A 26054-nucleotide genomic window follows, 5' to 3' on the forward strand; every position below is an offset into this window, starting at 1 on the left:
TGTTTTAGCCCCCCCCCCCCGCGAGCAAATGATCAGCTATGGCTGTGCCTCCATTTTCCAGGCTAGCATATTGGGCAGACACTTTTTGTCCGCCTTTGTAACTATAGCGGGTTAGCATTTCATAAGTAACACCCAATACATGAATTGCACGGATTTCTGCGTTTCTGTAGAATAAAGTAGGTTTTGGAGTTATGGCTAATACACACAAAGCACATTTAACCCTAGATATGGATCCAGAGGAACATGCGTATTTAAAAATAGCTTGTGCTAAGTTAGGGGTCACTATGCGGCAATTCATGCTTCTTGCAACATTTGAGAAGATGGAAAAAGTCGAGGATGATTGGCTGGCTGAAAAAGCTTATCAAACTCTAAAGCGCATTGAGGGTGGAGAGGAAAAAACATCTTCCTGGAAGAAAGCAAGAGAGCGTTTAATATGAAATTGAAATCTCCGAGAGCGCCGAAAAATTCCTTAAGAAAGTTCCCAAAACAGATCGCTCTAGAATTATGGAAAAAATTGGCATGTTAGCAGATGATCAGATGCCTTCAGGAAGCATTAAGTTACAAGGCCAAAAAACTGCTTTATATCGCATACGTTCGGGAGATTATCGTATTGTGTATTCCATCAAAAAAGTGTTCTAATCGTCCTGGTTGTTGAAATTGGACATAGGCGAGAGGTGTATCGCTAGGTTGTGGGAAGAACCAGCTGCTCGTGCTCTAAGGCAAATTTTCTCAAGCTTATGTCATAAAATTAGGATAACTATAAATGTCTAAATTAAGTTTTTTTACCCCTATAACTTATCAAACTTCTCCAAAGTCTACTGCTCTTTTCCTTCTTGAGAAGGTAGATAATTATTTTTATTTAGGGGGAAAGAAGGCTCAGGTAATTCAAGGTCGTACAAAAACAGGACAAGAAAAAGTTATTCTCTCAGAGACAAGATCTTCTGTCTTAGCAAGAGTGGGAAGATTTCTTTCTTATTTTACTATCATTATTCCGCTCATCATGCTTATCGCAAAGACTGCTTTGCGCTCACAGCATAGTTTTAAGCTCATCGATCCTAAGCAAAAACTTGAAAAAGGGATAAATATTTCAGAGGTTACAGCAGCCAAGATCCAACAACTTATTCCCAAGATCATTAGCAGAGAAGATGATGAAGCTATAAAATGGCTAGCAAAAGGAAATAATTTAGTTTTCAGAATTAAAGAAACCTCAAATGTTGTTTATAAAATGGCTCGCCCAGGGATTTCAGTTTTTCGAGGTGGTAAGTGGCTAAATTCTAAAGCCATTAGTAATGAGCGCTTTGATAATATGATTGAAGCGAAGAAGGTATGCTTAGCTAATGACTTAGGTCTATTAATTATACCTCATGGCAGAAAATTTGATGTTGAAGTCAGCGGAGTAGCTTACACACTCATTGCTGAAGAGAGTCTTGACTTTAATCCTAATGAAAGTGCACAGGAAGAACTTTATCATACATACTCTAGAGAATTAAATGAAACAGCACGCCAACTTGCCATCTTCGTAGCAAAGACAGGTTTTAATGATGTTACCTGGCGCAATATTCCTATTCTAAATGAAATTCCTGAGTTTCATGGCCCTAGACGTGTTGCTCTTATTGACCTTGAGCATATGAATAGTGCAATAAATGGTTTCCTTGGTTACTTTAACAAAAATGGTTTTCTTGGTGACTTTAACGGAAGTCGTGGTTTGGTTCATTGTGTATCGGAGGAACAGATCGACATTGTAATTGCAGAAGCTCGTAAACAAGGAGTTGCCATCTCTACAGTGCAGGCAAAAGAAGCTAAGGCCCGCCGTTTAAAAGAATTTGAAGATGACAAGCGGTTGCGTACTCTTTATACCGACAAAGGTGTGGTGACCGGCAAAGAGCCTATACAAGTTGACTTAGCCTCTTTGGGCTTAGATTTAACCGAAGAAAGTGATTTAAAATGGGAAAAGCAAACTGTTACTTTAAGAGAAGTCGCAGAAGATGTTATCGCTGAAATGAACAGACTTATTCAAAATAGTTCTGACCAAGCATCAACTAAAGGTAAGCGTTACTTTGTTTTAAACACAAGCAAAGATCCTTTTAGTATATATAGCACCCTTGGACTTCCTTCTGCTAAAGTGTTCATTACTGAGGAAGAAGAAAAGCAGCTGTGGCTGCGTCGTATTGTTCAAGCTCTGGTTGATAAAGGGCATATATTTAAACTGGACCAAGTCAACGGGCATGGCTATTTTATTCAGGCTTAGCCAGAAAAGGATGGATACAGGCAAAGCTTGTATCCATAAAAAATTTAGCCTTACACCTGAGAGGATCCAGTTTCATCTTTAGTAATGCTACGTTAATCTTTATTTCCATTTTTCCATATAAAAAATTTCATTTTCCTTTCCATCATTCACAGAAGAGTACAAATGTGCTAAACTACAGGAAAGGAGGGAAGGTATGACTGCACAGCAACATCATCACGAACATGCAAGAATGACCATAGATATGCCCTATGAAGAGCATAAGAGACTTAAAGCTATGGCAGCTTTTATGGGAGTCACTCTTAAAGACCTTATTCTTAGTTGTCTTAGAGATCATTTGCTTAGTGATAATGAACCAAACGATAAGACATTAAAAGCCTTTAAAGAAACGGATGAAGGAAAAGATTTAGTGCGTTGCAAGAACTTCAATGACTTTATTGATAAGCTTGGTCTCAAATAAATGCTCAAAATTTCTTATCGCAACCAATTCAAAAAAGAATTGCATCAACAAGAAAAACGAGGAAAAGACATGAAAAAATTCTTCGAAGTAGCTGAGAAGCTTGCTCGCGAAAACCTCTCAGACCAAAATACAGAAAACACAGACTCTTTGGAAAGTTTAAAGGGCAGTGGGAATGTCATATTGAGCCTGGCTGATTGCTTGTTTATCTCAAAACTGAGGAAGAGATCATTTTGAAAGAACCGGAACGTATTCTAATCTCTTTAAATAACTACCAAAGGCCGTCAATGAAACTTTCTCTTGAAAGAATATATTCAAGAAAAGCTCTTCTTCCTTCTAGGATGGCCTTAGGACGCATTCCATGCTTCCATGAAGCTTTTCTCTGAATAGCTGATCCTTCTGTTATCTTAGCCCCAGTTGGCTTTCCACCTTGTAGCCGGCATGGACAGTTTGCCCTAGCTGGCTTGCCTACGCGGTTAATGGTTATTCGTCCTAGCTTTTGCGTCGCATGTTTTCTCGAACATGGGATACCTTGCTTTATTGTTTCAACCTCAGTCTTGCTCAAAAGCGCGCATGAGTACTGGTAAAAAAGTAGGACAACCTGGAGTTGAACCAGGGGCCGACGGGTGATGAGGGCGGGAGAACACCGACATACCCAATATTATTCAGCCGCTAGGCGTAATAGCGGCAAAGGATTTAAAACCAAAAGGCTATTGAACTCTGCGGGATTTTGTTGGGAAAATCTGCATGTCAGTGAACCGCGCAATCAATTCCTTATGCTATGCATGACCTCCGTGCGTGCCTGGTTGCCCAGTAAGCCATTAAAAATTTTTCGCGACTTTTCATGTTTTTGTTTCCTTATTTCTTTATTTCTGGTATTTTAAAAATAAAGAACGATGGAGGGGAATTATGTCTGCAAAAGGTCATATGTCCAGAATGACTATAGACGTTCCGGAAGAAGATCATAAAAGGCTTAAAGCTCTTGCCGCAGTTTTAGGTAAAAGCATGCGGGAGATCATTATTGGATGGATACACGAACATCTTTATAGTACCAACACTCCAAATGCTGAGACCCTTGAAGCTATAAAACAAATTGAGACGGGCGAAAATCTAGTTGAAAGCGACAATATCGATGATCTCTTCAAAAAACTCGGTATCTAGATGCTTAAACCTATTCATCTACGCCTGTTTGAAAAGGAAGTAGCCAAAACAAAGAAACGAGGCAAGGATATAGAGAAACTCAAAGAAGTGATGAGGCTTTTAACTTTTGAAGAACCGCTGCCACCAAAAAATCGCAATCATAAGCTAAAGGGTGATTATGTGGGTTACTGGGAATGCCACATTGAGCCTGATTGGCTACTGGTCTATAAAAAGACAGAAACGGAAATTATCTTTGCAAGAACAGGTTCTCATTCGGATCTTTTTTGAAGTGAAAAACTAATTTTTATACGATGATTATGATGAATAAAGGCGTGGAAGTTATCACAAATTATCAAAAGAAACATCTACTGGAGGAAACTTGGTATCATCTTACCATCCTTTAAAATCAAAATGCCACCATTCAGTTGAGAGTCCTTAAAGCCCGTGCTTCATCATTATCTATCTAAGCAATCCTCTGTTATAAACCGCAAATTCTAAAACGTTGGAGTAATCGCTGTGTGCTCTTTCTGTAAAATCATCAAAGTCTTTGTTGGCATTTCTAACTCATATCTATAACCATCAACCAAAGTAAGATTAGCAGCTGCCCATCTAGACCGATACCTCAGGCCATTCAAGACTCTCCAATAACAACAGGAAGGGGTTCATCAATAAGAACCCATTTTTTATCTTGATCTGCCTTCTCAAACAATTGCATGTATCCGCCCTTCTCCTCCCAACTTTCAGTAGTAACGACTAATAGCTGTAAATGGCTTTCCATGCTGTTAATAGCAATACAGTAACCATGGGAAATAAATGCTATGAGAAAATAAATGGCTGTGAGTAGTTTCACTTAAACATTTCTGAAACATCTTTAAGATCTTTTTCATAATGAAGATAATTGACATATGCTCTCTCGACTTGCCAATCACCGCCCCATTTCCAACCTCTTTTAGTAAAGGCTTTGTAGCAAACCGTATCTGGACAAATCATACCTTTAATACGGTTTCCTTTATCGAGATAGGGATGCTTGTTTCGGGGATGAGTAGTCATCCTCTGCAATAAGGGGTGTAAAGAGGATTAATGTCGATTGCTAACCCGTAACTATGCTTTGAAAAAACATTCGTGACACCAGCTATCAGGCGAGAGCAAAATGAATAGCTATTGTTACCTTGCGCAGACCATTAATCAATGCCTTCTTAAACGCCTACGAGCATCATTTTTTTTAAATGAGGCAACCTTAATGCATATTTTCGTCAAATTCCCAATAGCTAATGGAAATCTACCGTGAATCTTCTATGGGCACAGGATTATTTTTCTCTCCAAGAATAAAACATCTGTTCAAAAATTTGGGTTGTAATCGGTGAAATTATTCTCTCAAAAACGTTCGCAATCAATTGATAAAATAAAGACAAAAATTAAGCGATCAAATATCTAAGCATTGTTTTTTTTCCTTAAGGTGCGTGCTGTTCGATAAATCCATTTACCCGAACCATTCCATTCCGGATCAGATAGGCTGCTAATATGGATGTAAGGAGCATTTTCCGCGACGGTAGCATGAATAAATTGGCCAGATCCTATATACATTCCCACATGGCGAATTTTATCCTCACTTAAGCCAAAAAATATCAAATCACTAGGTAGCATATCGTTTATTTCGATTGGTGCCAACCCTTCCCACTTAACCTGATCCTTAGCATCTCTTGGTAGATACACGCCCATTTGACGATATAACATTTGAACAAAGCCAGAACAGTCGTATCCGAAGCTAGAACGACCTCCCCATGTATAAGGCAATCCTAAAAATTGGAGGCTAAATGGCACAATCTGATCACGACTAATGACAGCCTGATTTAAGATAATGTCGCCACGTTGAATAAATGCCTCGCGCTCATCAAACATAAGAACCTTAACCCACCGGCTATTGTTGTCATTTCCGAGATCGATAACTTTTAAGACACTTTCAAATGGGATTGTCAATATAGGACCGTAGATCGTATCGGGTACATGATAAAGATGCGCCATACAACGATTGACCTTTGCAGTTGCACAAGAATTTTCATAAAAATTGTTTTGCTCGTGACAAAGCTGATTACTCTTGACCCAGCCTTGGTAATGATCTATTGTTGTTTCTACTTTTGTCCAATCAAGGTTTTCTTCAATCACATTCACTTGCTCTGAGAAATATGCCTGAGAAACAATTTCAGACGTGTCCTTCGGAAGTTCTCTCATATTGGTGACGGGAACGTTGATGTAGTGAAACAAAAGTGTAGAAGCCAAAAACACACAATTCATCATTTCATGCTCCATTCCATTTTTGCTACAAATCTTATCATTTGGGATTCGCCACTTACAAGATGTTTTTGACTGAGCATGCTAAAGAGATGTTTTTTCTAGATGAACTATCATGCCTTTTGAATATTCTGGAAAATCGCTATAGTATCTGTTCTTTAGTTGCGACCATACTTTCCAGCATTTAATGCATTTTGAAGTCTTTTCTTTAGCCATACCATTGAGAAGAGGTCTATCAAACAACCATCTCTCAAGTTCATTAGATTCTTGCAAATCAGTCGAGCCATGAAGCCAACATCTCGAACTTTTGACTCCCCACTGAGCATCCGAAAGTTGTTCAAAATCAAGTTTATCCTTCTGTGCTATAATCCAAAAATCGCGAAACTTCTGCAGCTCCGATTTCAGGTCTAGTAGTATAGATTGTGCTTCTTCTATAGATCTATTCATGCCCTTTCCTTCACTTGTTGATCCATGGTTCATATTGAACCTCTATGCATTCTGCTCCAATGCTTGAGGTATCTCCTGAGTATTTATGATTTCTTGTACAGCTTCGGTTTTCTTGAGATTAAACTTCTTTACAATACCCTCTGAATCGTGCTTGGTCATTTCAGCTTGTATATGGGTATAGCGGTCTAGCATTTGCAAGGTTCTATGCCTCATGGCTGTTGATAATTCGATAGTGCTAGCCCCTTGCTTAGATGCTTCTGTGGAATAGGTGGGGTGTAAATCATGAAAGTGTACGTCGTCCAACCCTGCTTTCTTTGCTACTACTTGCCAAGCTTTTTGATAACAATCTTTCCGAAGGCTGTCTTACTCGCAAATAGCAGGGGTTGAGTTGAATTGTCGATTATGAGTAAAGCCCTTTCCTTCAAAAGAAAGTTGCTATTCAGGTGAACGAGTGCATAAACTCCTAAGCGTACTTTCCAGTATTCCAGGTGTCGAAGCACATCCTTGGCAGACTTTAAGTGATCCAAGATTCCGCCAGCCTTGTAGCGATCGACTAGCTCCAGGAACGTGCCCTGGTAATTGACTCGATCAGACTTATACTTGCCAGCTTTGATTTGCCGTTCAACAGCTTGCGCCCAGTCTTCCGCTCCCTTATTTAGGATTGAGTGGTTTTAGGATCATAAAGGACCTAGCACCTGAATACTTCAAAGAACAACCAAAAAATAAACAGAGAAAACTGCTCAAACTTTTTTGTCAATGGGAAATCAGGGAAAAATCTTCGACGAAATGAAATTTAGAAATGAAGGAGATGGGATCTACGCTTTTAAGCCCCAACCTGATCGTTATCTTGGCTTTTTCTTCAAAAGCAAAAAAATTATAGTGACGAACGCTTTTGTAAAAAGTTGCGCAATAGCAAAAAGGCTGTTATGGAGGTATTGCGGAAAAAGTGGAGGCGGGTAGACGCATTCAGAACTTTTGATTAGAAAAAGCTTGCTTTAATCTTGCCAGTTCTTCCTGAATATAAAAAAAATCTATAAAGCTGGGTTTATAAAAATGCGAAACATCACGAATATAATTTAGTTAAATATTGTGAATAAGTAATTGCTAAGGAGACAAATTTTTAGCAATAACTTAAAAGCGAAGAAGAGTCATGAAATTTTAGAAGCTGTGGAGCTCAAAAATAAAGGGTCAGCAATATTTTACACAGAATTGCTGGCCACATGCCCTTAATTTTATAAAAAATTGAATTAATCGTTAATTATCAATTCAAATTTGCTAGTAGGGTATATCCGATGATGAGGAGTATAGTTCATTTCAAGAGCATATATTGTACAACCACTTTTTAAGTTTGATTCAGCTATTGTAATATCCACTAGCTGAGTATCTACGAGTGTTGCGGTTGGAACACTTTTACCGTCGCTAATAAGCCGCAACCTCGGCCTACAAAATTCTCCCAGCTCTGCAATAATATCATATAAATTTTCAACTTTTTCTTTGGAGGAGATGGAAATAGTTTGTACTAAATAACCCTTGCTATCAACTTTTAGAACATTAAAAGCTTTTTCTGTAATAAGATAATTAGTCTTCAGTTGTTTTTTGAATGAACTTTCTTCTTCTTCTCCTGGCAAGTAATGTCCACTATATCGAAGCATGCTTTGAATTTTGCCATCTTTAATAAAACATAAAGCAGCAAAAGCTACAGGTTTTCCACTAAAAAATGATGAGTGATGAAAGATGCCTCTTTCTTTAGGGGCGATAAACATACTTCCCAGGCGATCCATTACAATCATTTCGCCATCACCTGTTTCAGTATCTAAGGGTTTGCTAGAATTATATAAACTAAGATCTGTGTTATAAAATAGGCCGTTTATTATATAGACTTGTTTATCTTCAAGACCTTGTTCTGTAAAATATTTTATTTTTTCATCAGCATACCATTTATTCATGCTTTTTAACTTAAAATTTGGCTCTGAAAATTGAATCTTAAAATACTCTTTATCGGTCAGTTTTTCTTTGGACTATTCACTAGCAACTTGCTGTAGGATATTAATGTATCTTCTTCTGAAGTGAAATTCGTCATAAGCATGCTTTTCGAATGAGGTTTTGATACCGACAACTTCATTTTGCTTAAAACTTGCAGAATGGTTTGCAACTTAACCGGCTGGATTCACTTCTTCCTCCTAGCTATTTAGAATTAATAGCTTATAATTTAATATAAGACAATATTATAAATATTAGCATGATCTTACGATTAACTAAAGAATTACTTGACATTCTATTTGAACCTGCGACCAGCGGGTTATGAGTCCGCAGACTTCTCACACTTCACAGCAGTTATTCGCTGCCCAAAACAATAAGACAGCATGATTACACTCTTAATTTCAATTACTAAGTGTTGAGATTTATTGATGCAAATAAGATGACAGTGTGCCGCCAGTGGGCCGCCAAATTTCATTTTCTGACAAATCGTAAAAAAAGTAGTTGTCGCAGGAATTTTCTCACGATAAAATGTCTTTTTCTTTAAATAGCAAAACCTGATTTATGTATGAGAATAAAAAAATTAAAAGAACATCTGCAAAAATAAGATCAAGACTCCTTACTAGATGAAATCTTGACGCTTTACAAAACTTTTGACTTTGTAAGGGAATACTATGATTCTCGTTTAGAACCTCGTACACCCTCTGATATAGTGCAAAAATACAAGAAAATTTTGGAAGAACAGTTTTGCCCCAAAAAGGGTTTTCCTGAGCTTAAATATTCAGTGGCAAGAAAAGCTATTAGCGATTTCAAAAAAGTGTGCGCTGATTATCTAAGTATTCTTGATCTTCAGCTCACTTATGTTGAATATGGGGTTAAATGCACCTTAGATTATGGGGATATTGACGAACGATTCTATAATAGCATGGAAAGCATGTTTGAAAAAACCTTGAAAGACATGGAAGAGTATGGGGTCCTAGAAAATTTTCAAAAGCGTTGTTTAAATATCCATGCTCAAACTCAAGATATGGGATGGGGGTTTGGGGACGCCATTGAGGGCTTGTACAAGGATTTTTTTGAAAAAATCCCTTAAATTCCTTTTATAATTACACTTTCAGCGCATGGAAATTTATGTTGCCTGTAAAAATGGTTCATTAAAAATCAAAAAAAAATTGGAAACATTATTTAAAGAATTTAACCAAAAAATTGAAGATCGCCTTGCATTGAAAATTATCGAGATGCTTACAATTAAGTCGGAACGAGGTATTACTATTTACAAGATACGATGACTATACCATTTAAGGCTAAGTGTATCCAATTAGCCAGCAAATCCCCGCTGAAAATAGATGAAATTAGTGCGATTATTGGTATGGGCGACGGAGAAAATTGCGAATACGATAGGTTTGCACAAGTGAAATGGAAAGATAAAGAAACACTTTGTGTACCATTGAAGCAGATGAAAGGTATTAATGTTGGTAATAAAATCAAGTAAGCATGAGAGGATTGGCCTTATTGGATTTTTCAAGGATATTATTTTTAATCACGCCCTATTGCATATTATCCCAATCATTGCTTGGAGAGGATAAATCAGATAACATGAATCAAATCATCAGACATGGAGCTTATGGAGTTATATTTCAAGATTCCCAAATTCTCCTCACTCAAAAGCAATCAGGACCTTATGAGGGATTATGGGGGCTTCCTGGGGGTGCTATTGAATTCGGTGAAACGCCAGAAGCAGCCCTTAGACGTGAGCTACTGGAAGAAGCTTCTATAGCCATTTCTAAGTTAGAATTTTTAAGTATAGTAACCTCTACTGGCCACTATGCTAATAACGGTGTTCTATATGGATTCCATCAAGTTGGCCTTCTTTATAAAATATTAGGTTGGGAGAAACAGCCAGGCTTAGTGCCTCAAGAAGAAAACCGTTGGGTTAAGCTCACTGACATCCTTCAAAAGGAATTAACTCCATTTGCTCTTCATGCGATCTTTAATCTACCAACAAGTGAAACATGGAGGCCTCATAACAGCATTAGGGGCAAAGTAATAGGTCTTGCAAAACACGAAAATCAATTGCTTGTCTGCGAGGTACTTAATGGTGATGGCCTTTTAAAAGGATGGTGTCCCATCGGAGGTAGTATTAAATTTGGTGAAAGTGCTGAAGAGGCTCTAAAGCGCGAAATTTATAAGAAGCTTGGATGTAATCTCGTCATTACAGGTGAACCTATAGTCTGCGAAAACATCTTTGAACATCAGGGGATTAAAAGACACGAAATTATTTTTACCTTTCCCATTAAGCTTTCAAATGAAACAATCTACACGAAAAATCGTTTTCAGCTTTATGAAGATAGAAGAGGTGCTCATTGGGTAGAATGGATTCCAATTGATCGGTTTGAAAGAAGTGAAGCCCTACTATTTCCTTCAATTATAGTAGACAAAATCGCAGAGATCTAAAGTCACTTGATTGCAAGAACTTCAATAAATATGTCGATTTGTTTAAGGAGTACTAATCGCTGAAAATCGATACAAAGTTACTCTTGATATGTGTGTACATGTTTTACAGAGAATTCAGGCAAGGAGATGGAGTCCTTCATTGATGCTTCGCCATGAAAGTACTTTGCATAGGCATTTCTATTCGAATAGTAAGCCATTAAATCCTTTTCAGGATTAAATACAGAATTTTTGCCTCATGCTAATGTATAAGGGCATTTTTTTAAATAATGGGATCGAAGAAGTACAAAAGCTTTTCCTACTATAGAAATAATTCGAGGTCTACCATTCTTTGTCTCTTTTAGGTAGATCTTTTGTCGATCAAAATTAATACAATCCCATGTTAATCCCAAAATCTCTTCTTGTCTCATCCCTATAGTAATGACCAAAAGCACAACAGGCAACCCATGTTCATTACGGCTATTTTTACATCTTCTAATAGTGCAAGACATTCGCCAGAAGAGGCAATCTTCTCCCTTCCTTTTGATTCTTTAAATTTAGTTACTCGTAGGCAGGGGTTATCATCAGTCATCCAACCGCATTCACGAATACCATATGCCATGACCGTTGAAAGCGGGGCCAAATAGCTCTTGACAGTAGCAAGAGAACGTTTAAGGTGTTTTGATGTTTTCGCTTCAGCAAGCTCTTGACACCATTGAGCAATCAAATCAGGTGAAATTTTAGTACACTATATTAGCCAATTTTATCATGTCACCAAGCAAGATGTCGCTGCATATTCCCAGCGTCTTTAGGCTTGATAAAAAGAGCGATTATTATGTCGCGATCAATAATATCTGTCAAAGTCTGCTGGCCTTTTTCTTTATCTGTAGGAGCATAACCTTATCGCTTACGTGCTTCTTCTATTTTGGCCCAATGCTTGGCCTCTTCTTTTGGAGGAAAGGTTTTAGATTTAGGAGGAAAGCCATCGCTTTGACGGATCATTACTCTATGGCAGAGGGCTTCATTTTTTTGGGGAAGTTTTTGAATCGTTGCCATCTAGCTCATGCTTCATTTTGGATGGTTAGCTTGAGCAGTGACAAGATTACTGTGATGATAATTGCTGGGATGTATAGGGCTGCGTGTGCCACGCACGACCCATTATAGTGGCTTGGGTTTTAATGATTGAGCGTAATCATCGTAAACTTTAAATACTGGATCTAAAGATTTTATAAAAAGTGGGGCAACCTGGACTTGAACCAGGGACCAACGGGTTATGAGTCCGTTGCTCTAACCAACTGAGCTATTGCCCCTAAGAAGTAAGTAGCATAACAAGGAAGATTTCATAAATCAAGTATTATTCAAATTTATTTGCTTTTAATGGCTAAATTCTACTTTCTCTCCCTTCAATTTTTTTTTACCAGCAAGTAAAAAATGACCTATAGTGGTGATTAGAAACTCAATATTGAATGAAAGCAAGGGTGCCTGTATCCTTTGACGATCAATTTTGAGCAATTTGATCAAGAGATGAGACAAACAAACTGCGTTAAGCCTATGCAAATGGGGAAAGGAATGTTTTTGGTCGCCATAGCCGCAAGGATAACCTTTTGCTCGCATAGCTCTACACTTATACCCTTTATTTTAAGAGAAGCACGAACACCTAGGACGGAGATATTCTTAGTGATGCAATTGATGTTTATGAGCTAATCTTGTAGACTTAATCTCAAAAAGGAAACTGCAATGGCTCTTCCCCTACAAAAATTACGTGAAATTATTTTCCAGATGCTATACAGCTATGATATTGGAAAAGCTCATCAACAAGATATGATTGAGCTAATGATGAAAGAGTTAGCCGTTTCTCGCGCTTCGGTTATTATGGCTCAACAGAAAGTGGAGGAAATACAAGCTATCCAAGGCGAAATTGATGAAATGATTGCAGGTGCCTCTTTTTCTTATGCATTTGATCGTATTCAAACTGTCGAACGTAATATTTTGCGCCTAGGAGTTTATGAACTTTTCTTTGCAAGCAATATTCCCCCTAAGGTTGCTATAAGCGAAGCAGTCAGGATGTCACGAAAATTCAGTACTCCCGAATCAGCCAATTTTGTTAATGCCATTTTAGATACTTTGTACAAAGCACGAGCTGGTGAAGAAATAGACCTTCAAAAAATCTATAAAACTATTGAAGAAATGAATCAAAGCGAGGAAAAATCTAGCAGCCTTCCTTTAGAAAAAGAAATGGCTAAGGAATGAGACTGTGAATGATGATAAGCTATCTTCAAAGCTTCAAAATAACAAGCTACTAAAAAGCGTATGCACCTTCGGAATTGGAGGCGCTGCCCATTATTATCGAGAAGTCCATACGATTGAAGAGATGCAAGCAACTCTTATTTATTGCCATATCCACCATCTTCCTTTTTTTATTTTAGGAAAAGGGTCCAACTGCCTTTTTGATGATCGTGGATTTGCAGGCCTGGTGATTCATAATAAAATTGATTTTAAACATCAACAGCCAGAGGGAATCTTTCATGTAGGTGCGGGCTATAATTTCTCATTGCTGGGCTCCCAAACTGCTAGGGAGGGCTGGTCAGGCCTAGAATTTGCCTCTGGCATACCTGGCAGCGTAGGCGGTGCTGTCTATATGAATGCAGGTGCAAATGGACGAGAGACGCATGATGCTTTAAAATCCGTAGATTTTATCAATCAGCAGGGAGAATTAAAAACTTTTTATAAAGAAGAGCTTACTCATGCTTATCGCACCTCAATCTTCCAATCAATGCAAGGAGCTATTGTAGGAGCTACTTTTCAATTAAACCTTTCAAGCAAAGCACGCCAAAAGCAAATAGAAATTATTACTTATCGTAAGCAAACCCAACCTTACAGCAATAAATCAGCAGGATGTATTTTTCGCAATCCTGATCGCCATTATGCGGGGGCTTTGATAGAAAAAGCTGGTTTAAAAGGTACCCAGCTGGGAGGAGCGAAAGTTTCTGAAATTCATGCTAATTTCATCGTTAATGCAAATAACGCCACCTCTCAAGAAGTTTTAAAACTTATTGAACACATAAAAGAACAGGTAAAAATTCATTGCAAGATTGAGTTGGAAAGTGAAGTACGCTATATTCCTTATGAAGTGGAACGCGCATGAAAGAGTTCAGAGCAGATCTGCATTGTCATACTACATGTTCTGATGGAACCTCTTCACCGGAAGAGGTCATTAGAATGGCCGCTGAATTAGGCTTATCCGGCTTATCCATTACTGATCATGATACTATTGATGCCTATAGCCAAGTCCTACCTCTAGCACAACAGTTAGGTATGAAAATCATTCCGGGCGTAGAGTTTTCTTCTTTTCAAGGAGAGGTAAGCGTGCATGTTTTAGCCTATTCTTTTCCCATCGATAGCCCTATTATTAAAGATTTCTGTAAAAAACATGTGGAAAGACGCCTTCATCGCAATCGCGAAATTTTAAAAAAACTTGCCGCCCATGGATTTCCTTTAGAGGAAGAAGATGTGTTAGCAGCCATGGCCGGCAATAAGGTTTTAAATGCTAGCAGAACGATAGGCAGGCCTCATATTGCCTTAGCTATGCTTAAAAAAGGCTATATTCACTCTATTCCTGAGGCTTTTAATAAGTATTTAGGTGAAGGAAAAAGCTGCTATGCCCCCGGCGAGTATTTTACGTTGGAAGATACCATTAATATTATTCATCAAGCTAAAGGGTTGGCTATCATTGCCCATCCTCATCTGGTGGATAATCCCCCCACTTTGAAAAAGCTTCTGGAGATGAATTTTGATGGAATAGAATGTTATTATGCTAAATTCAATCAAAAAGCTCATAAGCGTTGGCTTAAAATCGCTAAACATCGCCAGTGGTTGATTACCGGCGGCTCAGATTATCATGGTGCCCTTAAACCCCATATACCTTTAGGCTCTTCCTGGGTTACCAAAGACCATTTTGATATCCTAAAAGACCATTTTGATAAAGTTTCCTTAAATTAATGACTACCATTTTCCCCTCCTATAAAGAATTAATTAAAAAGCTTTTTAGCGTTAATAAACATGGAGGAATGAAACTGGGGTTAAATAATATGTGCAGGCTACAAAGGATTTTAGACTTTCCTGCCAGCCACTATAAATGCATCCATGTAGCAGGATCGAATGGCAAAGGTTCGGTAACCACAAAAATAGCTAAGGCTTTACAAGCAGAAGGTTACCGTGTAGGTCTATTTACTTCTCCCCATATTTCAACTTTTCGTGAAAGAGTAAAAATTAATGGCCAGCTTATTGATGAAGAGGCCACAACAGCTCTTCTAGACAAAATATTTACACACATTGCAAACGAGCAAATCCCCGCTACCTTTTTTGAAATCACTACGGCTCTAGCTTTGGCTTATTTTGCCCAGCAAGAGGTAGAATATGCTGTCTTAGAAGCTGGATTAGGAGGCCGGCTGGATGCCACCAATATTGTTACTCCTAAGCTCTCTATTATTACCTCCATTAGTCTGGAACATACCGAGTATTTAGGACAAACGGTAGAGGAAATTGCTAAGGAAAAAGCAGGAATTATTAAGGTTGGGGTCCCTGTTATCATTGGCCCCCGCGTTCCTAGACCTGTTGTTGAAAAGATCGCCAAGCTGCAAAATAGCCCTTTAACTCAAGTAACTGGTAATTTTAGTAATTTTGATGAGGAAAATAACGCGATTGCTAAGGCAGCTTTGCAAACACTTGCTGTCTCTGAAGATTCTCTTCAGCTTGGTCTTAAAGCATTGCCGCCTTGCCGACTTGAGCTTGTCTGCCAGGCACCACCTACACTTCTTGATGTAGGACATAATCCGGATGGCCTTAGCCACCTTTTTAAGGCCATTAGACAAAGGTATCCCCACAGGCCCTTACGGATTATTTTTGGTTTATCCAAGACTAAAGACGTAGAGGGTTGCTTAAGAGTTCTTAAAGAATATGGGGAGCATTTTCATTTGATTGAGGCTTCTAATGGTCGCGGCGTAGAAGTTGCCGTTCTTTACCAAAAAATGATCGAGCATCACTTTCCTTTAAGCTCTATTTCCATTGACACTACCATCCCTTATACCACTCAAAAAGCCCTACTTCTTGCTAAACAGCATCAACAAGTTTTAATTATTTGTGGCACTTTTTTTATTATGCAAGAAGTACGTGCCAGCTTAAAAATAGAGGAGCCTACGGATGACTACGATCTTAACGAAAGATAGCCCTTTAAGCTTTTTAGTAACTTGTAGGATCTAGCTTTACTTTACCATAGAAAACTTTATAAATAACAATGGTGTAAGCTACCACAAGAGGAACTCCTATGGCCGCTATTAATAATAAAATTTCCAAGGTTTTTGCTGTAGACGAAGAGTTATAAATGGTTAAACTTAAAGCCTGAGGATCGTTAACAGCGCGCACCACGGCTGGATAGGTACCTGCTCCATAGAGAGCCATTAAGCATATTATATTTCCGCACGAAGAGAGAAAAGCCCAACCCTCACGTCCTTTGGAGATTTCTCGAGGGATATTGGCAATCAAAAGCACATTGATAACGGCAATGATAAAAAGATCTTTGCGACTCCTTACGCTTTCAGCCATATGAGGAAAATAGATTAAAGTAGCTACGGTGGTAATGGCATAAAGAACTATAAAGAAAATAATCGCAGGATTGACTTTTTGACGAAGTCTATCGTGCAAGGACCCTTCAGTTTTCATCACCAGATAAATAGCTCCATGCATCATAAATAGCGCTAATGCCATCATGCCTACCAAAAGAGCATAAGGATGCAATAATGTCCAAAATGTGCCTATAAATTCTCCATTCTCATCTAAAGGGATTCCTACAATCAGATTGCCTATAGTTATTCCTAAAGTTAAAGAGATAATCACACTAGCTATAGTAAACATGCTATCCCATGTCCAACGCCACCATGCCATAGGTTGCTTACTACGAAATTCGATAGCGACGGCGCGGAAAATTAGTCCTGTAAGTAAGATCATAATAGGAGTATAAAAGGCTGAGCATAAAGTGGCATAAACTTGGGGAAAGCCCGCAAAAAGGGCCCCTCCTGCGGTCACTAGCCAAACTCCATTGCCATCCCATACGGGAGCTATAGAATTAAGAATAATGCGTCGCTCGTAATCATTTGCGCCCACTAGGTGCATCATTCCCACACCTAGATCAAATCCATCCAAAATAGCATAGCCAGTTAGAAGGATAACAAAAACCATGAACCATATAACTTGTAAATTTTCTAAAGCAATCATTCCTTTTCCTTATCTTGGGTAAAAACGTCTTGAACAAGTACATATTGCTGATGATAGGGAGTAGAGACATCTCCAACCGCTAGGTCCATAGGACCATGTTTAAACTTTTCATTGAGCATGTAAACAAATAGAATAAATAACAAAGTATAAACAATTCCAAATAGAATGATCGAACCTAATACTTGCTCTGCTACCACAGATTTAGAAAGGCCCTCAGAAATTCTAAGCAAGCCCTGCACAATCCAAGGATAGCGTCCCATCTCCGCCGTTACCCATCCTGCCTGATTACCGATTTGAGGAAAAAAAGAAGATGCCACTAGAAGACGGAGCATCCATTTTTTCTGAAATAAGGTTCCTTTGCGCCACAAATAAATAGCTAATAGAGTGGTCATCATCATACAAGCCCAAGTGGCTATCATAAGATGATAAGTTTGAAAAACCACAGATACGCGGGGCCAATCCTTGCGGGGAACAGTGTCTAAACCTTTTACCTCAGCATTAAAATCACGAAAAGTTAAAAAGCTTAATAGATAAGGAATTTTGAAGCCATAATCTAAGGTTTGTGTCTCGGAATTGGGAATGCCCCAAATAGATAAGGGTGCCCCTTTTTGAGTCTTGTAAAGGCCTTCTATTGCGGCCAGCTTAGCCGGCTGGTATTTGGCAATTATACGAGCGCTCGTATCCCCTGTTATTAATTGTAAAATGCAGGCAACTAGCGCCACACTCAAGCCAATCTTTAAAGAATTTTTAGCAAATTCATGATGGCGCTTCTTCAAAATATAATAAGCCGCTAAGCTGATCACCAAAAAAGCTCCTGCCAACCAGCATCCAATAATAGTATGAAATAAGCGAGTCATGGAAGAAGGATTAAAAACCATTGCCCAAAAATCGGTAATCACTGCCCGCGCTTTGATTCCCTCTCCCTCAATCACAAAGCCGGCAGGAGTCTGCATCCAGGAATTGGCCACTACAATCCAAATAGCACTAAAATGTGCACCCAAGCAGACCATCCAAGTAGCAAAATAATGCATGCGTGGGCTTACCCGGTTCCATCCAAAAAGAAGCAAAGCTAAAAACCCTGATTCTAAAAAGAAAGCAAAAACTCCTTCTGCCGCAAGGGCACTACCGAATACATCTCCCACAAAGCGTGAATAATTGGCCCAATTTGTGCCAAATTCAAATTCCATCACTATTCCGGTAGCTACACCCATAGCAAAAGTTAAAGCAAAGACTTTAGTCCAAAATTTGGCCATTTCCAAATAGATAGGATCTTTAGTTTTTATATAAATTCCTTCCATAATGACTAATATAAGGCCTATGCCAATACTTAGAGGAGGGTAAATATAATGAAACATAATGGTCAGAGCAAATTGGAATCGCGCTAGTATTTCTACATCCATTTATAAACCTTCGCTTTTTTTAAGATAAGCTCAGCTTAATGAAATAAAAATTTTCATCAAATAAAAAACCTAATGTTGTATGCTTTTATCGATTTTACCAAGGCAATAAAATGAGCAAGACCCAACTCATGGGCATTTTGAATGCTACCCCGGATTCATTTTATGATAAAGGTCGTTTTTTTGAGATAACTTCAGCTGTAGCCCGAGGACATCAGATGCTAGCTGAAGGTGCCGACATCTTAGATGTGGGGGGTGAATCTACACGTCCAGGAGCTCCTGTCGTTTCTTTAGAAGAAGAAATAAAAAGAGTAATTCCCCTGATTCGGCATCTAAAACAGGAGCTATCCATCCCTATTTCTATCGATACGATGAAACCTCAGGTGGCTGCCGAAGCCGTCGAAGCAGGAGCTACCTGGATAAACGATGTAGGAGGCTTTCGCCATTCAGCCATGCGTGAAATAGCGGCCTCCTCCGGAGTAAAATTATGTGTCATGCATATGCAAGGCACCCCTCAAACCATGCAAAATGCTCCTAGTTATGAAGCATCTATTATCGATCATTTAAAGCATTGGTTCTCTAATGTGGTTAATACATTAATGCAGTCGGGAGTTAAAGAGCATAATATTGTCTTAGACCCAGGCATTGGCTTTGGAAAAACCGTTGCCCATAATCTTGAAATCATACACAATTTGGCAGAGCTTAAGAAGCTAGGGTTTCCTGTCTTACTTGGAGTTTCGCGAAAGTCTTTCATGGGCAAGATACTTAACAAATCGACAGATGAGCTATTACCTGCAACCTTGGCAATTAATTCGGTTGCCATCCTTTCCCATGTAGATTTTATTCGTGTGCATGATATCCAAGCGCACCGCGATATCATTGATTTATTAAGTGTTTATAATAAGTAAAAAAAGCTATGCATATACTCAGTTGGTTTATTCCTGCTATTGAAATTGCTGTAATTGCCATCGTGGTTTATTATTTACTCTCTTTTTTTTGGAATACGCGCACGATGGACCTTTTATTCGGTCTGTTAGCAGTTGCTTGTATTTATGCCTTATCAATTTGGTTGCATCTGCCTGTGATTGAAAAGCTTATTCATTATTTTGTTAGTGTAGCGGTAGTGGCCCTATTAATCATCTTTCAACCAGAACTACGGCTGGCACTTTCCATGCTCAGCGTCAAAGGAAAAAAATATCGAGAAGTGACAGAATTTGATAAATTCTTGGATAGTATGGCTCAATCCATTTATCGTCTTTCTGAAAAACGTGTAGGAGCTTTACTTGTCCTTGAAAATCAAGATTCTTTAGATGAGTATGCCAATAAAGCTGTCATTATGAACGCCAATTTTTCATCTGAGTTATTAGAATCCATCTTTATTAAGACGACCCCCTTACATGATGGAGCTGTCATTATTCGAGGTACCACTATTCTCTCAGCAGCAACCATTCTTCCTTTAGCAGACGATAGTTCGCAACTGTCAAAATCTATGGGCACTCGTCACCGTGCAGGATTAGGAACAAGCCAACATACAGATGCGCTAATCATAGTCATCTCAGAAGAAACAGGTAAGGTAGCTATAGCAAGAGATGGAATAATGACTAGAGGCGTCAAAATTGATCGCTTTAAAGGCATTATGCGCAGCATATTTACGCCTCCTAAGACTACTATTCAATCCAGCTTTGATGCGATAGGACGCTTAAAAACATGGAAACGTTAATCTATAAGATATTTTTAGAGAATTGGCAACGTAAAATAGTAGCGGTTGCATTAGCAGTTATCTTGTGGTTATGTGTAAACTATTCTATAACCGCCACTAAAACTATCCTGGGCGTGCCCATAAGAATTATCAATTTGCCCGCTGATAAGACGATTCAGGGTTTATTACCTAATGGTATTTTAAATAAACGTATAGCCCTCACTTTAAGCGGAAGAAAAAATGTTATTCATGAATTGGAACCAGGGGATTTAGAAGTCTTAATTGACTCTTCAAGTATTGATCGGGACGAATGGGTGCTTCTCATCACTAAAAAAAATTTAATTAGCTTAAGTCCAGATATTGATCTTGCCCATAGCATTTCTAATGTGGAGCATCCGGAGTTTATTATTAAAATGAGTCGCCTTATCGCTGCAAAAATACCTATAACTATTCTCCCTCCAATTGGAAACAGCCCTCCTGGCTATGAACTCCTGGATATATGGCCTCAAAAGCTTATACAAACGCTAAGTGGTCCTGAAGAGGCGATCCAAAGCTTGAAAGCACGTGGCTTGGAAGTTGTCTTTGACTTAAATGAAATTACTAAATCCGAATTAGATGCTATTCACAGTGCTCATCTAAATGCCCAAAATGATGAAATTAGCTTCCCTATTCCTAATCATTGGAAAGAAGTGGCCATTCCTTTTCATAATAATAGTTTGGAAGAAATTAATGATCCTGAAGCTCAACATTTACGCATCGACTTTTTAAGAAATGAATTTATTCCCATCGATAAAGAAATTCCCATTCGCATCTTTTACCCTTTAAAAACCTTAGAAGATATCAATCCTCAAACGTGCACTTTAGCAATTAGTGATAAAGTAAAAGAACGGCATGGAACAACCATTTTTACTCAAAAAATATTCACCAAAAATGTCAGTAGCCTGTTTATGGAGATTATTAAACCAAATATGGAAATTGTTATCAGCGCGGCCCCCAAAAATGAACGAGAAACGTTACTTTGGAGCTTAGAAGTTGTGGCGGCTGAAGATTTAGAAAACACCTATGTCGCTTATTTCCTGGGTGATCTGCTAAAATCTCTTTATAACCCCGACATTGCTCTCTCCCCCCAGCACCAAGAAACCTTGTTACGCAAACGTTTCCGTGATTATTTGCAAAAAATAACCTTATATTCTTCCCCCGACCAAAAGTTACAGATTGACAGCTATTGGGAAGACAAATTTATTAAGGTCAAAAGCTAATTATGCCTTCCACACGTTTTTTTCTTTGCTCCAGGCTACAGGCCGGCCAGGAAGTTATCTTAGAGGGTAATGAATTTCATCATTTAGCGCATGTCATGCGTTTAGAAGAAGGTGAGCAAGCTGAATTTGTTAATGGCGCAGGAACCCTTGCGATAGGTGTTTTAAAGCAGCGAGAAAAAAAACAGGCTAGATTCGTTATCGAATCTTTCATTCAACAAGAAAAGACTGGCCCTGAATTAATCCTCGCTCAAGGATTGCCTCGGCTTAATCGTCTAGATTTTATCATTGAAAAAAGCACTGAATTGGGAGCTACTCAAATCTGGCTATTTCCCGGCCAAAGTAGTGAGCGAAAATCCCTTACTGAGCATCAATTGAAACGAATGGAGAGTTTAATGATTGCCGCTATGAAGCAATGTGGACGCCTCTATCTTCCGTCATTAGTCATTAAGCCTGCACTTAATCAATGGAACTCATTGAAAATTCCTGCTTTCTTTGGAGATGTGCGAGAGAAAGCTCCTTTCTTTTGGCACATTCATTCTCCCGGTAAAGAGGCCCTTTTTTTTATAGGTCCTGAAGCGGGCTTTACCCCAGTAGAGATAGAACGATTAGGGCAAATAGGTGCGCAGGGTGTGAAACTTCATCCAAATATCTTACGTGCCGATACCGCTGCTTTGGTTGCTTTAAGCATTATGAGCCAATAGATAAACTCCGGCAGGCATTCTTTATCCTTCCTCTATTGGAGGGAGATTCTCAAAGCCATCAAACAGCTGTTGTGCTCGTACATCCCAAGTATGCTCCTTCATCACTTTTTCACGTCCTTCAGCGATAACTTCTTCACGCTTTAAAGGTTTTTTCAAATATTCTTCTACCCAGGTGTTGACCTCCGCCCATGCGTGCGGCGAATAAATAAGAATGTTTTGCTCGTGTTCAAAATTTCTTCTGATCCAGAGATTATCGCTGGTAATAGGTAGAGCTCCACAAGCCAAACCATTAAAAATTCGTTCATGTGTACCATTTTTAAAAAAAGGCATGCTATTTAAGCATATTTTACTTTGTTTGAGGATTTCTAGGCCTTTTTCATAATTAACGGCCGGATGAATAGTCACATTTTGCATGGTTCTTAGGCTATGTTCCCATCCTAAAATGGGCTTTTCACGACGCCAGCAAAGATCTCCAAAGACATGGACCTGCGCATTTTTTATAGAGAGAATAAGCTCTGTACGATCTTTTCCGCGCATGTAGTTATCGACATAATAAGCATAATGAATAATTTTATCTTCTAATTCATTCTCATTATCGCAAGAACAAGCTTCCTCTTGCACTATTTTTTTAACCGCTGAATAGACGGAAGTCTTATTGTCGCTTAACACTATTTCAATTGCCTTTTCTATGATTTCTATATCATTTTTTTTCATTGTCTGACGCCAATAAGCACGCAAGTTTTCATGATCATAACAACTGCCTAAAAAGACAACTTCATAGGGTCTTTCTTGGTTCATAGCAGGTCCCAATTCCCTTTCTACAGCATGGGCAAGAAAAAAAGTTTTCGAAAAATTTTTAGAATAAATATAGTCGCAATCTCCATGGTCTACGCAGGTAATGATAGTATTTTTGCTTCTGAGTACATCTCTATAATTGTAGGCAGGATCGACAAAGAAGGCCAGATGAGGAACTCCCGTATGATCTGAAATATATTTGCCATCTTCTGAGATCATAGAATTAAATGAGCAGGTAAAAATGGTTTCCTGAGGATTACTTGCCCTTATAAATTCTCTACTCTGCTGCTGCAAAGTATGATAATCGATAATGCTTGTTTCAATGCCTAGACGATTAAAAGCTTCGGCGAAACGGGCACAAAAGTAGCGTTTAGATTCGTAAAGATTATAGTTAGAAAGAAAGGCGATATGCATATAAGATACTCTCCCATTATTCTTAACTTGCTATAACCTCCAATATTTTTCACCCAAAATTTACCTATTTCCTCATTTCCTTTTTAACTCTCCTTTGCTTGGCATACTTTTTGCTAATTTCTTATTAAGAAATAAATCATAACCATTCACAGTTGGCTTTATTTAACAAATTTAATGAAAATTTTAATATTAATAATTATAAAATTAATAATATAATTATAATTATAAAAAGATTTACCCATAAGATCTAATTAAGTAGGGAGTAATTCTATGTCAGTTCCCATATTTTCTAAATTGTCAAACCCTGTGGCCTCTTCTCAACATGATAGCCCTCCCAAACTCAACGGTTTTACCTTAGCGGCTGATGGCAAATCAGCTATTAAAGATGTTAAGCTTCAAGGAATAAAACTAAAATTTGTGGTCTCACTGGCTGATTGCAAATCTCCTGAAGATCAGCAAAAACGTTTAGCTTCATTTAGTTCAGAAAAAATTAGAAAAGCAGCTAGCTTAGCCATAGGATTGGGCCTAGGAAAAGAAAAAGAACTCAAACAAGTGAGCTTTGAGCATACGGCTGAAAGCAACTTATTAACAGCGACTAAACATTATGCTGATCAAAAAACTAATAAAGTCGATTCTAAATATTTTAACACCCTTGAAAAATTGTTAAGTGAGAGAGGAGATAAACCGGGTTTAAAGCGTCTAATAAAGCAAAAAAAATTGTACGAAAAAACTGTCCAGGCATGGAATAAACAGGGGAAATTAGATAAAAAAGCTGAAAGCATGGTAACTGCTTCTACAAAGATGTATTCAGAAAATATTAAGAAGCAGGTAACTAGCCAAATGCCAAAACAAGAAAGAGTTTCTAAACCCTTTCCTCCCCTTCCTCCCCTTCCCTCCAAAGCAGATTCTTCTCAGCAGGAAAAAATAGCTGGAACGGTTTCTAAAGAAGCAGAAAAGCCCTCTACCTTATTAGGTGCAGAAGAAGCAAAAAAATTTCATGCGTTCGAAGAGGAATTACTCGCTTTAGATTTACAAACTACCGGGGAAATAGAAAATCCGACAGGTAAAATTCTTACACAAGTAGATCAATCTGAAATCAATAAAGAAGAGACTTTGCCACCTAGCGATAAGAAGAAAGCTATATCAGAAGAAGACCAAGCAATCTTTAAAAAATTTGCTAAGCTTTTAGAAGAATTAAATGATGAAAATAAAGGCCTTACTCTTAAATCTAATGGGACAATTGAAATTGCAAAAAGGCGCATTTTAAGCTTAGGAAGTTTTTTTAACCAAGGACGCAGTAAAAGCAGCCAAGCGGCCTTATCAAAAATATTAGCTACAATAGATTCGACTCTCCGTAGTGGCTATGACCCTCTTATTCCTAACGACTCAGGAGAACCTTTAGATATAAGGAAGTTATACAATAACTTTATTCAAAGTTCATATGGTGAAAAATTGATTATGAATTCACCTTCTATGGCTCATATGATTGTTAATCATTCACTAGCAAAAATTAATGAAAATGATCCCGAAATGGGTAAAAAATTAGAGGGTCAGTTTACGCGTTTAACGGCTAGCGACGAATATGATGGAAAAGCCATCTTACAGTTTATTAAAGATTTGCCTTTCAGCGTGGCTATTGCTCAATACAAAAATTCTACCGATTCTACTTCTAGTGCGCACCTCAGTCAACCCACTACTTTAAATTTTAATCCTGTGCCACTCACTTCACAATTAGATCAAGTGATAAATGAACTTATTACTACCGAAAAAAGTTATCTTAAGAACATTCATTTATTGCTCCCTCATTCTTCTGAAAATAATGTTTTCCAACAACTATTGGATCATAAGGTTATCTCAGAAGAGGAACATGCTATTCTAACTCAAGGATGGCAAGAGCTAGCCAAGCAATCTGAATCATTAATTGGGCAGCTTGAGGCTATGCAAAAAAGCTCAGCAAATCCTTTAGAAGCTTTGGCTACTATTTTTTCTGCAAGCAATTTAGAAGATTACATAAAGTCTACAGGAATATTAGTTATAAAAAATATTCAACTCAATCGTTTGATAACAAAAATTTCAGGAACAGCAGAAGGAAAGAATATTTTGCAAGGCTTTGAGAATAAGCCTCCTTATGTCAATTTAGGCTCTATATTTATTGGTCCTGTGCAAAGGCTTCCTCGCTTAGAGATGTTAATGAAAGAAGTAAGTAAAAGAAGTGGCGATCAAAATTTAAGAGAAGCACAAGCAGTTGCTGCTTTGGAAACAAATATAAAGACGCAGTTAAACTTTATCAATTCATTAACTCCTACTTTATAATAAGCAAGATTAAAAAAGAAAAAGAGATAAATAGCTTAACTAGCTAAATTTAAAAGAGTTAGATAAGGAAGAAAAAAGGATAAACAAAGCAAGATAGAGTAATAGGAAAGGAGAAAAATTTTTAGCAGTGCTGTTTAGTAAAGAAAAAAAAAGCTTGGCGGCGACCTACTCTCCCACACTCTTGTGTGCAGTACCATTGGCGATAAGAGGCTTGACTTCTG

Annotated in this window: 26 protein-coding genes, 1 tRNA gene and 7 pseudogenes; 20 read left to right on the forward strand and 14 right to left on the reverse strand. The window is 38.1% G+C overall.

Annotated features, from left to right (window positions below; all coding sequences use genetic code 11):
- Nucleotides 1-191: 191 nt before the first annotated feature.
- The 7 genes and pseudogenes from NEOC95_RS04255 (at nt 192) to NEOC95_RS04280 (ending at nt 4130) form a co-directional block, all read left to right on the forward strand.
- Complete coding sequence (locus NEOC95_RS04255; protein WP_166156745.1) at nt 192-437, forward strand: hypothetical protein; 246 nt, start codon at nt 192-194, stop codon at nt 435-437.
- A gap of 7 nt (nt 438-444) precedes the next feature.
- On the forward strand, nt 445-639 hold the full coding sequence (locus NEOC95_RS04260; RefSeq protein ID WP_349305249.1) for a type II toxin-antitoxin system RelE family toxin: 195 nt from the start codon (nt 445-447) through the stop codon (nt 637-639).
- A 124-nt stretch (nt 640-763) separates the two neighbouring features.
- Entirely contained in the window at nt 764-2248 is a 1485-nt protein-coding gene (locus tag NEOC95_RS04265; RefSeq protein WP_166156742.1) for a DUF648 domain-containing protein, read from the forward strand.
- A 193-nt stretch (nt 2249-2441) separates the two neighbouring features.
- Entirely contained in the window at nt 2442-2705 is a 264-nt protein-coding gene (locus tag NEOC95_RS04270) for a type II TA system antitoxin, ParD family (protein WP_166156739.1), read from the forward strand.
- A 119-nt stretch (nt 2706-2824) separates the two neighbouring features.
- Nucleotides 2825-2899, forward strand: a pseudogene (locus NEOC95_RS09590) (type II toxin-antitoxin system YafQ family toxin); the annotation flags it as partial.
- Nucleotides 2900-3638: 739 nt separating this feature from the next.
- Complete coding sequence (locus NEOC95_RS04275; protein ID WP_166156736.1) at nt 3639-3863, forward strand: type II TA system antitoxin, ParD family; 225 nt, start codon at nt 3639-3641, stop codon at nt 3861-3863.
- Nucleotides 3864-4130, forward strand: a complete 267-nt coding sequence (locus NEOC95_RS04280) for a type II toxin-antitoxin system RelE/ParE family toxin (protein ID WP_166156733.1) — start codon at nt 3864-3866, stop codon at nt 4128-4130. It begins immediately after the preceding gene.
- A gap of 343 nt (nt 4131-4473) precedes the next feature.
- Here the strand turns inward: NEOC95_RS04280 and NEOC95_RS04285 are convergent, their stop codons facing one another.
- The 6 genes and pseudogenes from NEOC95_RS04285 to NEOC95_RS04310 form a co-directional block, all read right to left on the reverse strand.
- Entirely contained in the window at nt 4474-4620 is a 147-nt protein-coding gene (locus NEOC95_RS04285) for a hypothetical protein (RefSeq protein WP_213151807.1), read from the reverse strand.
- Nucleotides 4621-4688: 68 nt separating this feature from the next.
- A pseudogene (locus NEOC95_RS04290) lies at nt 4689-4981 on the reverse strand (M15 family metallopeptidase).
- 292 nt (nt 4982-5273) lie between these two features.
- Nucleotides 5274-5819 carry a C40 family peptidase gene (locus NEOC95_RS09400; protein WP_249270170.1) on the reverse strand — a complete coding sequence of 182 codons (546 nt, stop codon included), beginning with the start codon at nt 5817-5819 and terminating at the stop codon, nt 5274-5276.
- Nucleotides 5820-5936: 117 nt separating this feature from the next.
- Nucleotides 5937-6149 (reverse strand): annotated as a pseudogene (locus NEOC95_RS09830) (SH3 domain-containing protein); the annotation flags it as partial.
- 66 nt (nt 6150-6215) lie between these two features.
- Complete coding sequence (locus NEOC95_RS04305) at nt 6216-6578, reverse strand: hypothetical protein (protein ID WP_166156721.1); 363 nt, start codon at nt 6576-6578, stop codon at nt 6216-6218.
- Between the two features lie 42 nt (nt 6579-6620).
- Nucleotides 6621-6911 (reverse strand): annotated as a pseudogene (locus tag NEOC95_RS04310) (hypothetical protein); the annotation flags it as partial.
- A 364-nt stretch (nt 6912-7275) separates the two neighbouring features.
- Between NEOC95_RS04310 and NEOC95_RS09835 the strand changes: the two are divergent.
- Nucleotides 7276-7538, forward strand: a pseudogene (locus NEOC95_RS09835) (type II toxin-antitoxin system RelE/ParE family toxin); the annotation flags it as partial.
- A 287-nt stretch (nt 7539-7825) separates the two neighbouring features.
- Here the strand turns inward: NEOC95_RS09835 and NEOC95_RS04315 are convergent.
- Entirely contained in the window at nt 7826-8524 is a 699-nt protein-coding gene (locus NEOC95_RS04315) for an IQM protein middle domain-containing protein (protein WP_166156718.1), read from the reverse strand.
- 653 nt (nt 8525-9177) lie between these two features.
- Between NEOC95_RS04315 and NEOC95_RS04320 the strand changes: the two are divergent.
- From NEOC95_RS04320 to NEOC95_RS04330, 3 genes and pseudogenes are all read left to right on the forward strand, one after another.
- A pseudogene (locus NEOC95_RS04320) lies at nt 9178-9648 on the forward strand (DUF6155 family protein); the annotation flags it as partial.
- Nucleotides 9649-9831: 183 nt separating this feature from the next.
- Nucleotides 9832-10047, forward strand: a pseudogene (locus NEOC95_RS04325) (calcium-binding protein); the annotation flags it as partial.
- A 104-nt stretch (nt 10048-10151) separates the two neighbouring features.
- The gene (locus tag NEOC95_RS04330; protein ID WP_166156709.1) at nt 10152-11009 is read left to right on the forward strand and encodes an NUDIX domain-containing protein; all 858 of its coding nucleotides are present in this window, start codon (nt 10152-10154) and stop codon (nt 11007-11009) included.
- A 233-nt stretch (nt 11010-11242) separates the two neighbouring features.
- Here the strand turns inward: NEOC95_RS04330 and NEOC95_RS09405 are convergent, their stop codons facing one another.
- The 4 genes from NEOC95_RS09405 to NEOC95_RS04345 all read right to left on the reverse strand — a co-directional run bounded on the left by NEOC95_RS09405 (nt 11243) and on the right by NEOC95_RS04345 (nt 12599).
- Nucleotides 11243-11497 carry a tyrosine-type recombinase/integrase gene (locus NEOC95_RS09405; protein WP_242678216.1) on the reverse strand — a complete coding sequence of 85 codons (255 nt, stop codon included), beginning with the start codon at nt 11495-11497 and terminating at the stop codon, nt 11243-11245.
- A gap of 388 nt (nt 11498-11885) precedes the next feature.
- Complete coding sequence (locus NEOC95_RS09410) at nt 11886-12041, reverse strand: hypothetical protein (protein ID WP_242678215.1); 156 nt, start codon at nt 12039-12041, stop codon at nt 11886-11888.
- A 180-nt stretch (nt 12042-12221) separates the two neighbouring features.
- A tRNA-Ile gene (locus NEOC95_RS04340) sits at nt 12222-12295 on the reverse strand.
- A gap of 64 nt (nt 12296-12359) precedes the next feature.
- The gene (locus NEOC95_RS04345) at nt 12360-12599 is read right to left on the reverse strand and encodes a hypothetical protein (protein ID WP_213151809.1); all 240 of its coding nucleotides are present in this window, start codon (nt 12597-12599) and stop codon (nt 12360-12362) included.
- Nucleotides 12600-12722: 123 nt separating this feature from the next.
- On the opposite strand from NEOC95_RS04345, the gene nusB reads away from it, so the two are divergent.
- Genes nusB through NEOC95_RS04365 form a run of 4 tightly spaced genes read left to right on the forward strand, consistent with a single transcriptional unit; the run spans nt 12723 to nt 16210 of the window.
- Nucleotides 12723-13235, forward strand: coding sequence for a transcription antitermination factor NusB (gene nusB / locus NEOC95_RS04350; protein ID WP_166156706.1), 513 nt, complete (start codon nt 12723-12725; stop codon nt 13233-13235).
- A gap of 4 nt (nt 13236-13239) precedes the next feature.
- The gene (gene murB / locus NEOC95_RS04355; protein ID WP_166156703.1) at nt 13240-14130 is read left to right on the forward strand and encodes a UDP-N-acetylmuramate dehydrogenase; all 891 of its coding nucleotides are present in this window, start codon (nt 13240-13242) and stop codon (nt 14128-14130) included.
- Nucleotides 14127-14984 carry a PHP domain-containing protein gene (locus NEOC95_RS04360; RefSeq protein WP_166156700.1) on the forward strand — a complete coding sequence of 286 codons (858 nt, stop codon included), beginning with the start codon at nt 14127-14129 and terminating at the stop codon, nt 14982-14984. The genes murB and NEOC95_RS04360 overlap by 4 nt, the downstream gene beginning before the upstream one ends.
- A complete protein-coding gene (locus tag NEOC95_RS04365) occupies nt 14984-16210 on the forward strand; it encodes a bifunctional folylpolyglutamate synthase/dihydrofolate synthase (protein WP_213151811.1) in 1227 nt (408 codons plus the stop codon). Before NEOC95_RS04360 ends, NEOC95_RS04365 begins: the two co-directional genes overlap by 1 nt.
- Nucleotides 16211-16223: 13 nt before the next feature.
- On the opposite strand, the gene cydB is transcribed toward NEOC95_RS04365, so the two are convergent.
- Together cydB and NEOC95_RS04375 are read right to left on the reverse strand one after the other, a co-directional pair.
- Nucleotides 16224-17255 carry a cytochrome d ubiquinol oxidase subunit II gene (gene cydB, locus NEOC95_RS04370; RefSeq protein ID WP_166156648.1) on the reverse strand — a complete coding sequence of 344 codons (1032 nt, stop codon included), beginning with the start codon at nt 17253-17255 and terminating at the stop codon, nt 16224-16226.
- Entirely contained in the window at nt 17252-18655 is a 1404-nt protein-coding gene (locus NEOC95_RS04375; RefSeq protein WP_166156645.1) for a cytochrome ubiquinol oxidase subunit I, read from the reverse strand. Before NEOC95_RS04375 ends, cydB begins: the two co-directional genes overlap by 4 nt.
- Nucleotides 18656-18765: 110 nt before the next feature.
- On the opposite strand from NEOC95_RS04375, the gene folP reads away from it, so the two are divergent.
- From folP to NEOC95_RS04395, 4 genes are read left to right on the forward strand one after another with little or no spacing between them, the layout of a single operon-like run.
- The gene (gene folP / locus NEOC95_RS04380; RefSeq protein ID WP_166156642.1) at nt 18766-19560 is read left to right on the forward strand and encodes a dihydropteroate synthase; all 795 of its coding nucleotides are present in this window, start codon (nt 18766-18768) and stop codon (nt 19558-19560) included.
- A gap of 8 nt (nt 19561-19568) precedes the next feature.
- Nucleotides 19569-20372: a diadenylate cyclase CdaA gene (gene cdaA, locus NEOC95_RS04385; protein WP_166156639.1), complete on the forward strand. Its 804-nt coding sequence runs from the start codon at nt 19569-19571 to the stop codon at nt 20370-20372.
- Nucleotides 20360-21610 carry a YbbR-like domain-containing protein gene (locus tag NEOC95_RS04390; RefSeq protein WP_166156636.1) on the forward strand — a complete coding sequence of 417 codons (1251 nt, stop codon included), beginning with the start codon at nt 20360-20362 and terminating at the stop codon, nt 21608-21610. Before cdaA ends, NEOC95_RS04390 begins: the two co-directional genes overlap by 13 nt.
- Before the next feature lie 2 nt (nt 21611-21612).
- Nucleotides 21613-22311, forward strand: coding sequence for an RsmE family RNA methyltransferase (locus NEOC95_RS04395; protein ID WP_166156633.1), 699 nt, complete (start codon nt 21613-21615; stop codon nt 22309-22311).
- Nucleotides 22312-22332: 21 nt separating this feature from the next.
- Here the strand turns inward: NEOC95_RS04395 and NEOC95_RS04400 are convergent, their stop codons facing one another.
- Complete coding sequence (locus tag NEOC95_RS04400) at nt 22333-23520, reverse strand: glycosyltransferase family protein (protein WP_213151813.1); 1188 nt, start codon at nt 23518-23520, stop codon at nt 22333-22335.
- Between the two features lie 270 nt (nt 23521-23790).
- On the opposite strand from NEOC95_RS04400, the gene NEOC95_RS04405 reads away from it, so the two are divergent.
- Entirely contained in the window at nt 23791-25833 is a 2043-nt protein-coding gene (locus tag NEOC95_RS04405) for a RhoGEF domain-containing protein (RefSeq protein WP_213151815.1), read from the forward strand.
- Nucleotides 25834-26054: the final 221 nt, after the last annotated feature.

The sequence above is a fragment of the Neochlamydia sp. AcF95 genome (genome assembly GCF_018342455.1).
Taxonomy (GTDB): Bacteria; Chlamydiota; Chlamydiia; order Chlamydiales; family Parachlamydiaceae; genus Neochlamydia.

What these genes read in the sequence shown, in the direction of transcription:
- NEOC95_RS04365 (WP_213151811.1), top strand. Translation starts at nt 14,984, where the DNA reads ATGACTACCATTTTCCCCTCCTATAAAGAATTAATTAAAAAGCTTTTT.
- NEOC95_RS04275 (WP_166156736.1), top strand. Translation starts at nt 3,639, where the DNA reads ATGACTATAGACGTTCCGGAAGAAGATCATAAAAGGCTTAAAGCTCTT.
- cdaA (WP_166156639.1), top strand. Translation starts at nt 19,569, where the DNA reads ATGCATATACTCAGTTGGTTTATTCCTGCTATTGAAATTGCTGTAATT.
- NEOC95_RS04400 (WP_213151813.1), bottom strand. Translation starts at nt 23,520, where the DNA reads ATGCATATCGCCTTTCTTTCTAACTATAATCTTTACGAATCTAAACGC.
- NEOC95_RS04280 (WP_166156733.1), top strand. Translation starts at nt 3,864, where the DNA reads ATGCTTAAACCTATTCATCTACGCCTGTTTGAAAAGGAAGTAGCCAAA.
- NEOC95_RS09405 (WP_242678216.1), bottom strand. Translation starts at nt 11,497, where the DNA reads ATGTCTTGCACTATTAGAAGATGTAAAAATAGCCGTAATGAACATGGG.
- cydB (WP_166156648.1), bottom strand. Translation starts at nt 17,255, where the DNA reads ATGATTGCTTTAGAAAATTTACAAGTTATATGGTTCATGGTTTTTGTT.
- NEOC95_RS04315 (WP_166156718.1), bottom strand. Translation starts at nt 8,524, where the DNA reads ATGAATAAATGGTATGCTGATGAAAAAATAAAATATTTTACAGAACAA.
- NEOC95_RS04405 (WP_213151815.1), top strand. Translation starts at nt 23,791, where the DNA reads ATGTCAGTTCCCATATTTTCTAAATTGTCAAACCCTGTGGCCTCTTCT.
- NEOC95_RS04360 (WP_166156700.1), top strand. Translation starts at nt 14,127, where the DNA reads ATGAAAGAGTTCAGAGCAGATCTGCATTGTCATACTACATGTTCTGAT.
- NEOC95_RS04285 (WP_213151807.1), bottom strand. Translation starts at nt 4,620, where the DNA reads ATGGAAAGCCATTTACAGCTATTAGTCGTTACTACTGAAAGTTGGGAG.
- NEOC95_RS04395 (WP_166156633.1), top strand. Translation starts at nt 21,613, where the DNA reads ATGCCTTCCACACGTTTTTTTCTTTGCTCCAGGCTACAGGCCGGCCAG.
- NEOC95_RS04305 (WP_166156721.1), bottom strand. Translation starts at nt 6,578, where the DNA reads ATGAATAGATCTATAGAAGAAGCACAATCTATACTACTAGACCTGAAA.
- folP (WP_166156642.1), top strand. Translation starts at nt 18,766, where the DNA reads ATGAGCAAGACCCAACTCATGGGCATTTTGAATGCTACCCCGGATTCA.
- NEOC95_RS04375 (WP_166156645.1), bottom strand. Translation starts at nt 18,655, where the DNA reads ATGGATGTAGAAATACTAGCGCGATTCCAATTTGCTCTGACCATTATG.
- NEOC95_RS09410 (WP_242678215.1), bottom strand. Translation starts at nt 12,041, where the DNA reads ATGGCAACGATTCAAAAACTTCCCCAAAAAAATGAAGCCCTCTGCCAT.
- NEOC95_RS04330 (WP_166156709.1), top strand. Translation starts at nt 10,152, where the DNA reads ATGAATCAAATCATCAGACATGGAGCTTATGGAGTTATATTTCAAGAT.
- NEOC95_RS04255 (WP_166156745.1), top strand. Translation starts at nt 192, where the DNA reads ATGGCTAATACACACAAAGCACATTTAACCCTAGATATGGATCCAGAG.
- NEOC95_RS04265 (WP_166156742.1), top strand. Translation starts at nt 764, where the DNA reads ATGTCTAAATTAAGTTTTTTTACCCCTATAACTTATCAAACTTCTCCA.
- NEOC95_RS04390 (WP_166156636.1), top strand. Translation starts at nt 20,360, where the DNA reads ATGGAAACGTTAATCTATAAGATATTTTTAGAGAATTGGCAACGTAAA.
- NEOC95_RS04345 (WP_213151809.1), bottom strand. Translation starts at nt 12,599, where the DNA reads ATGCGAGCAAAAGGTTATCCTTGCGGCTATGGCGACCAAAAACATTCC.
- NEOC95_RS04270 (WP_166156739.1), top strand. Translation starts at nt 2,442, where the DNA reads ATGACTGCACAGCAACATCATCACGAACATGCAAGAATGACCATAGAT.
- nusB (WP_166156706.1), top strand. Translation starts at nt 12,723, where the DNA reads ATGGCTCTTCCCCTACAAAAATTACGTGAAATTATTTTCCAGATGCTA.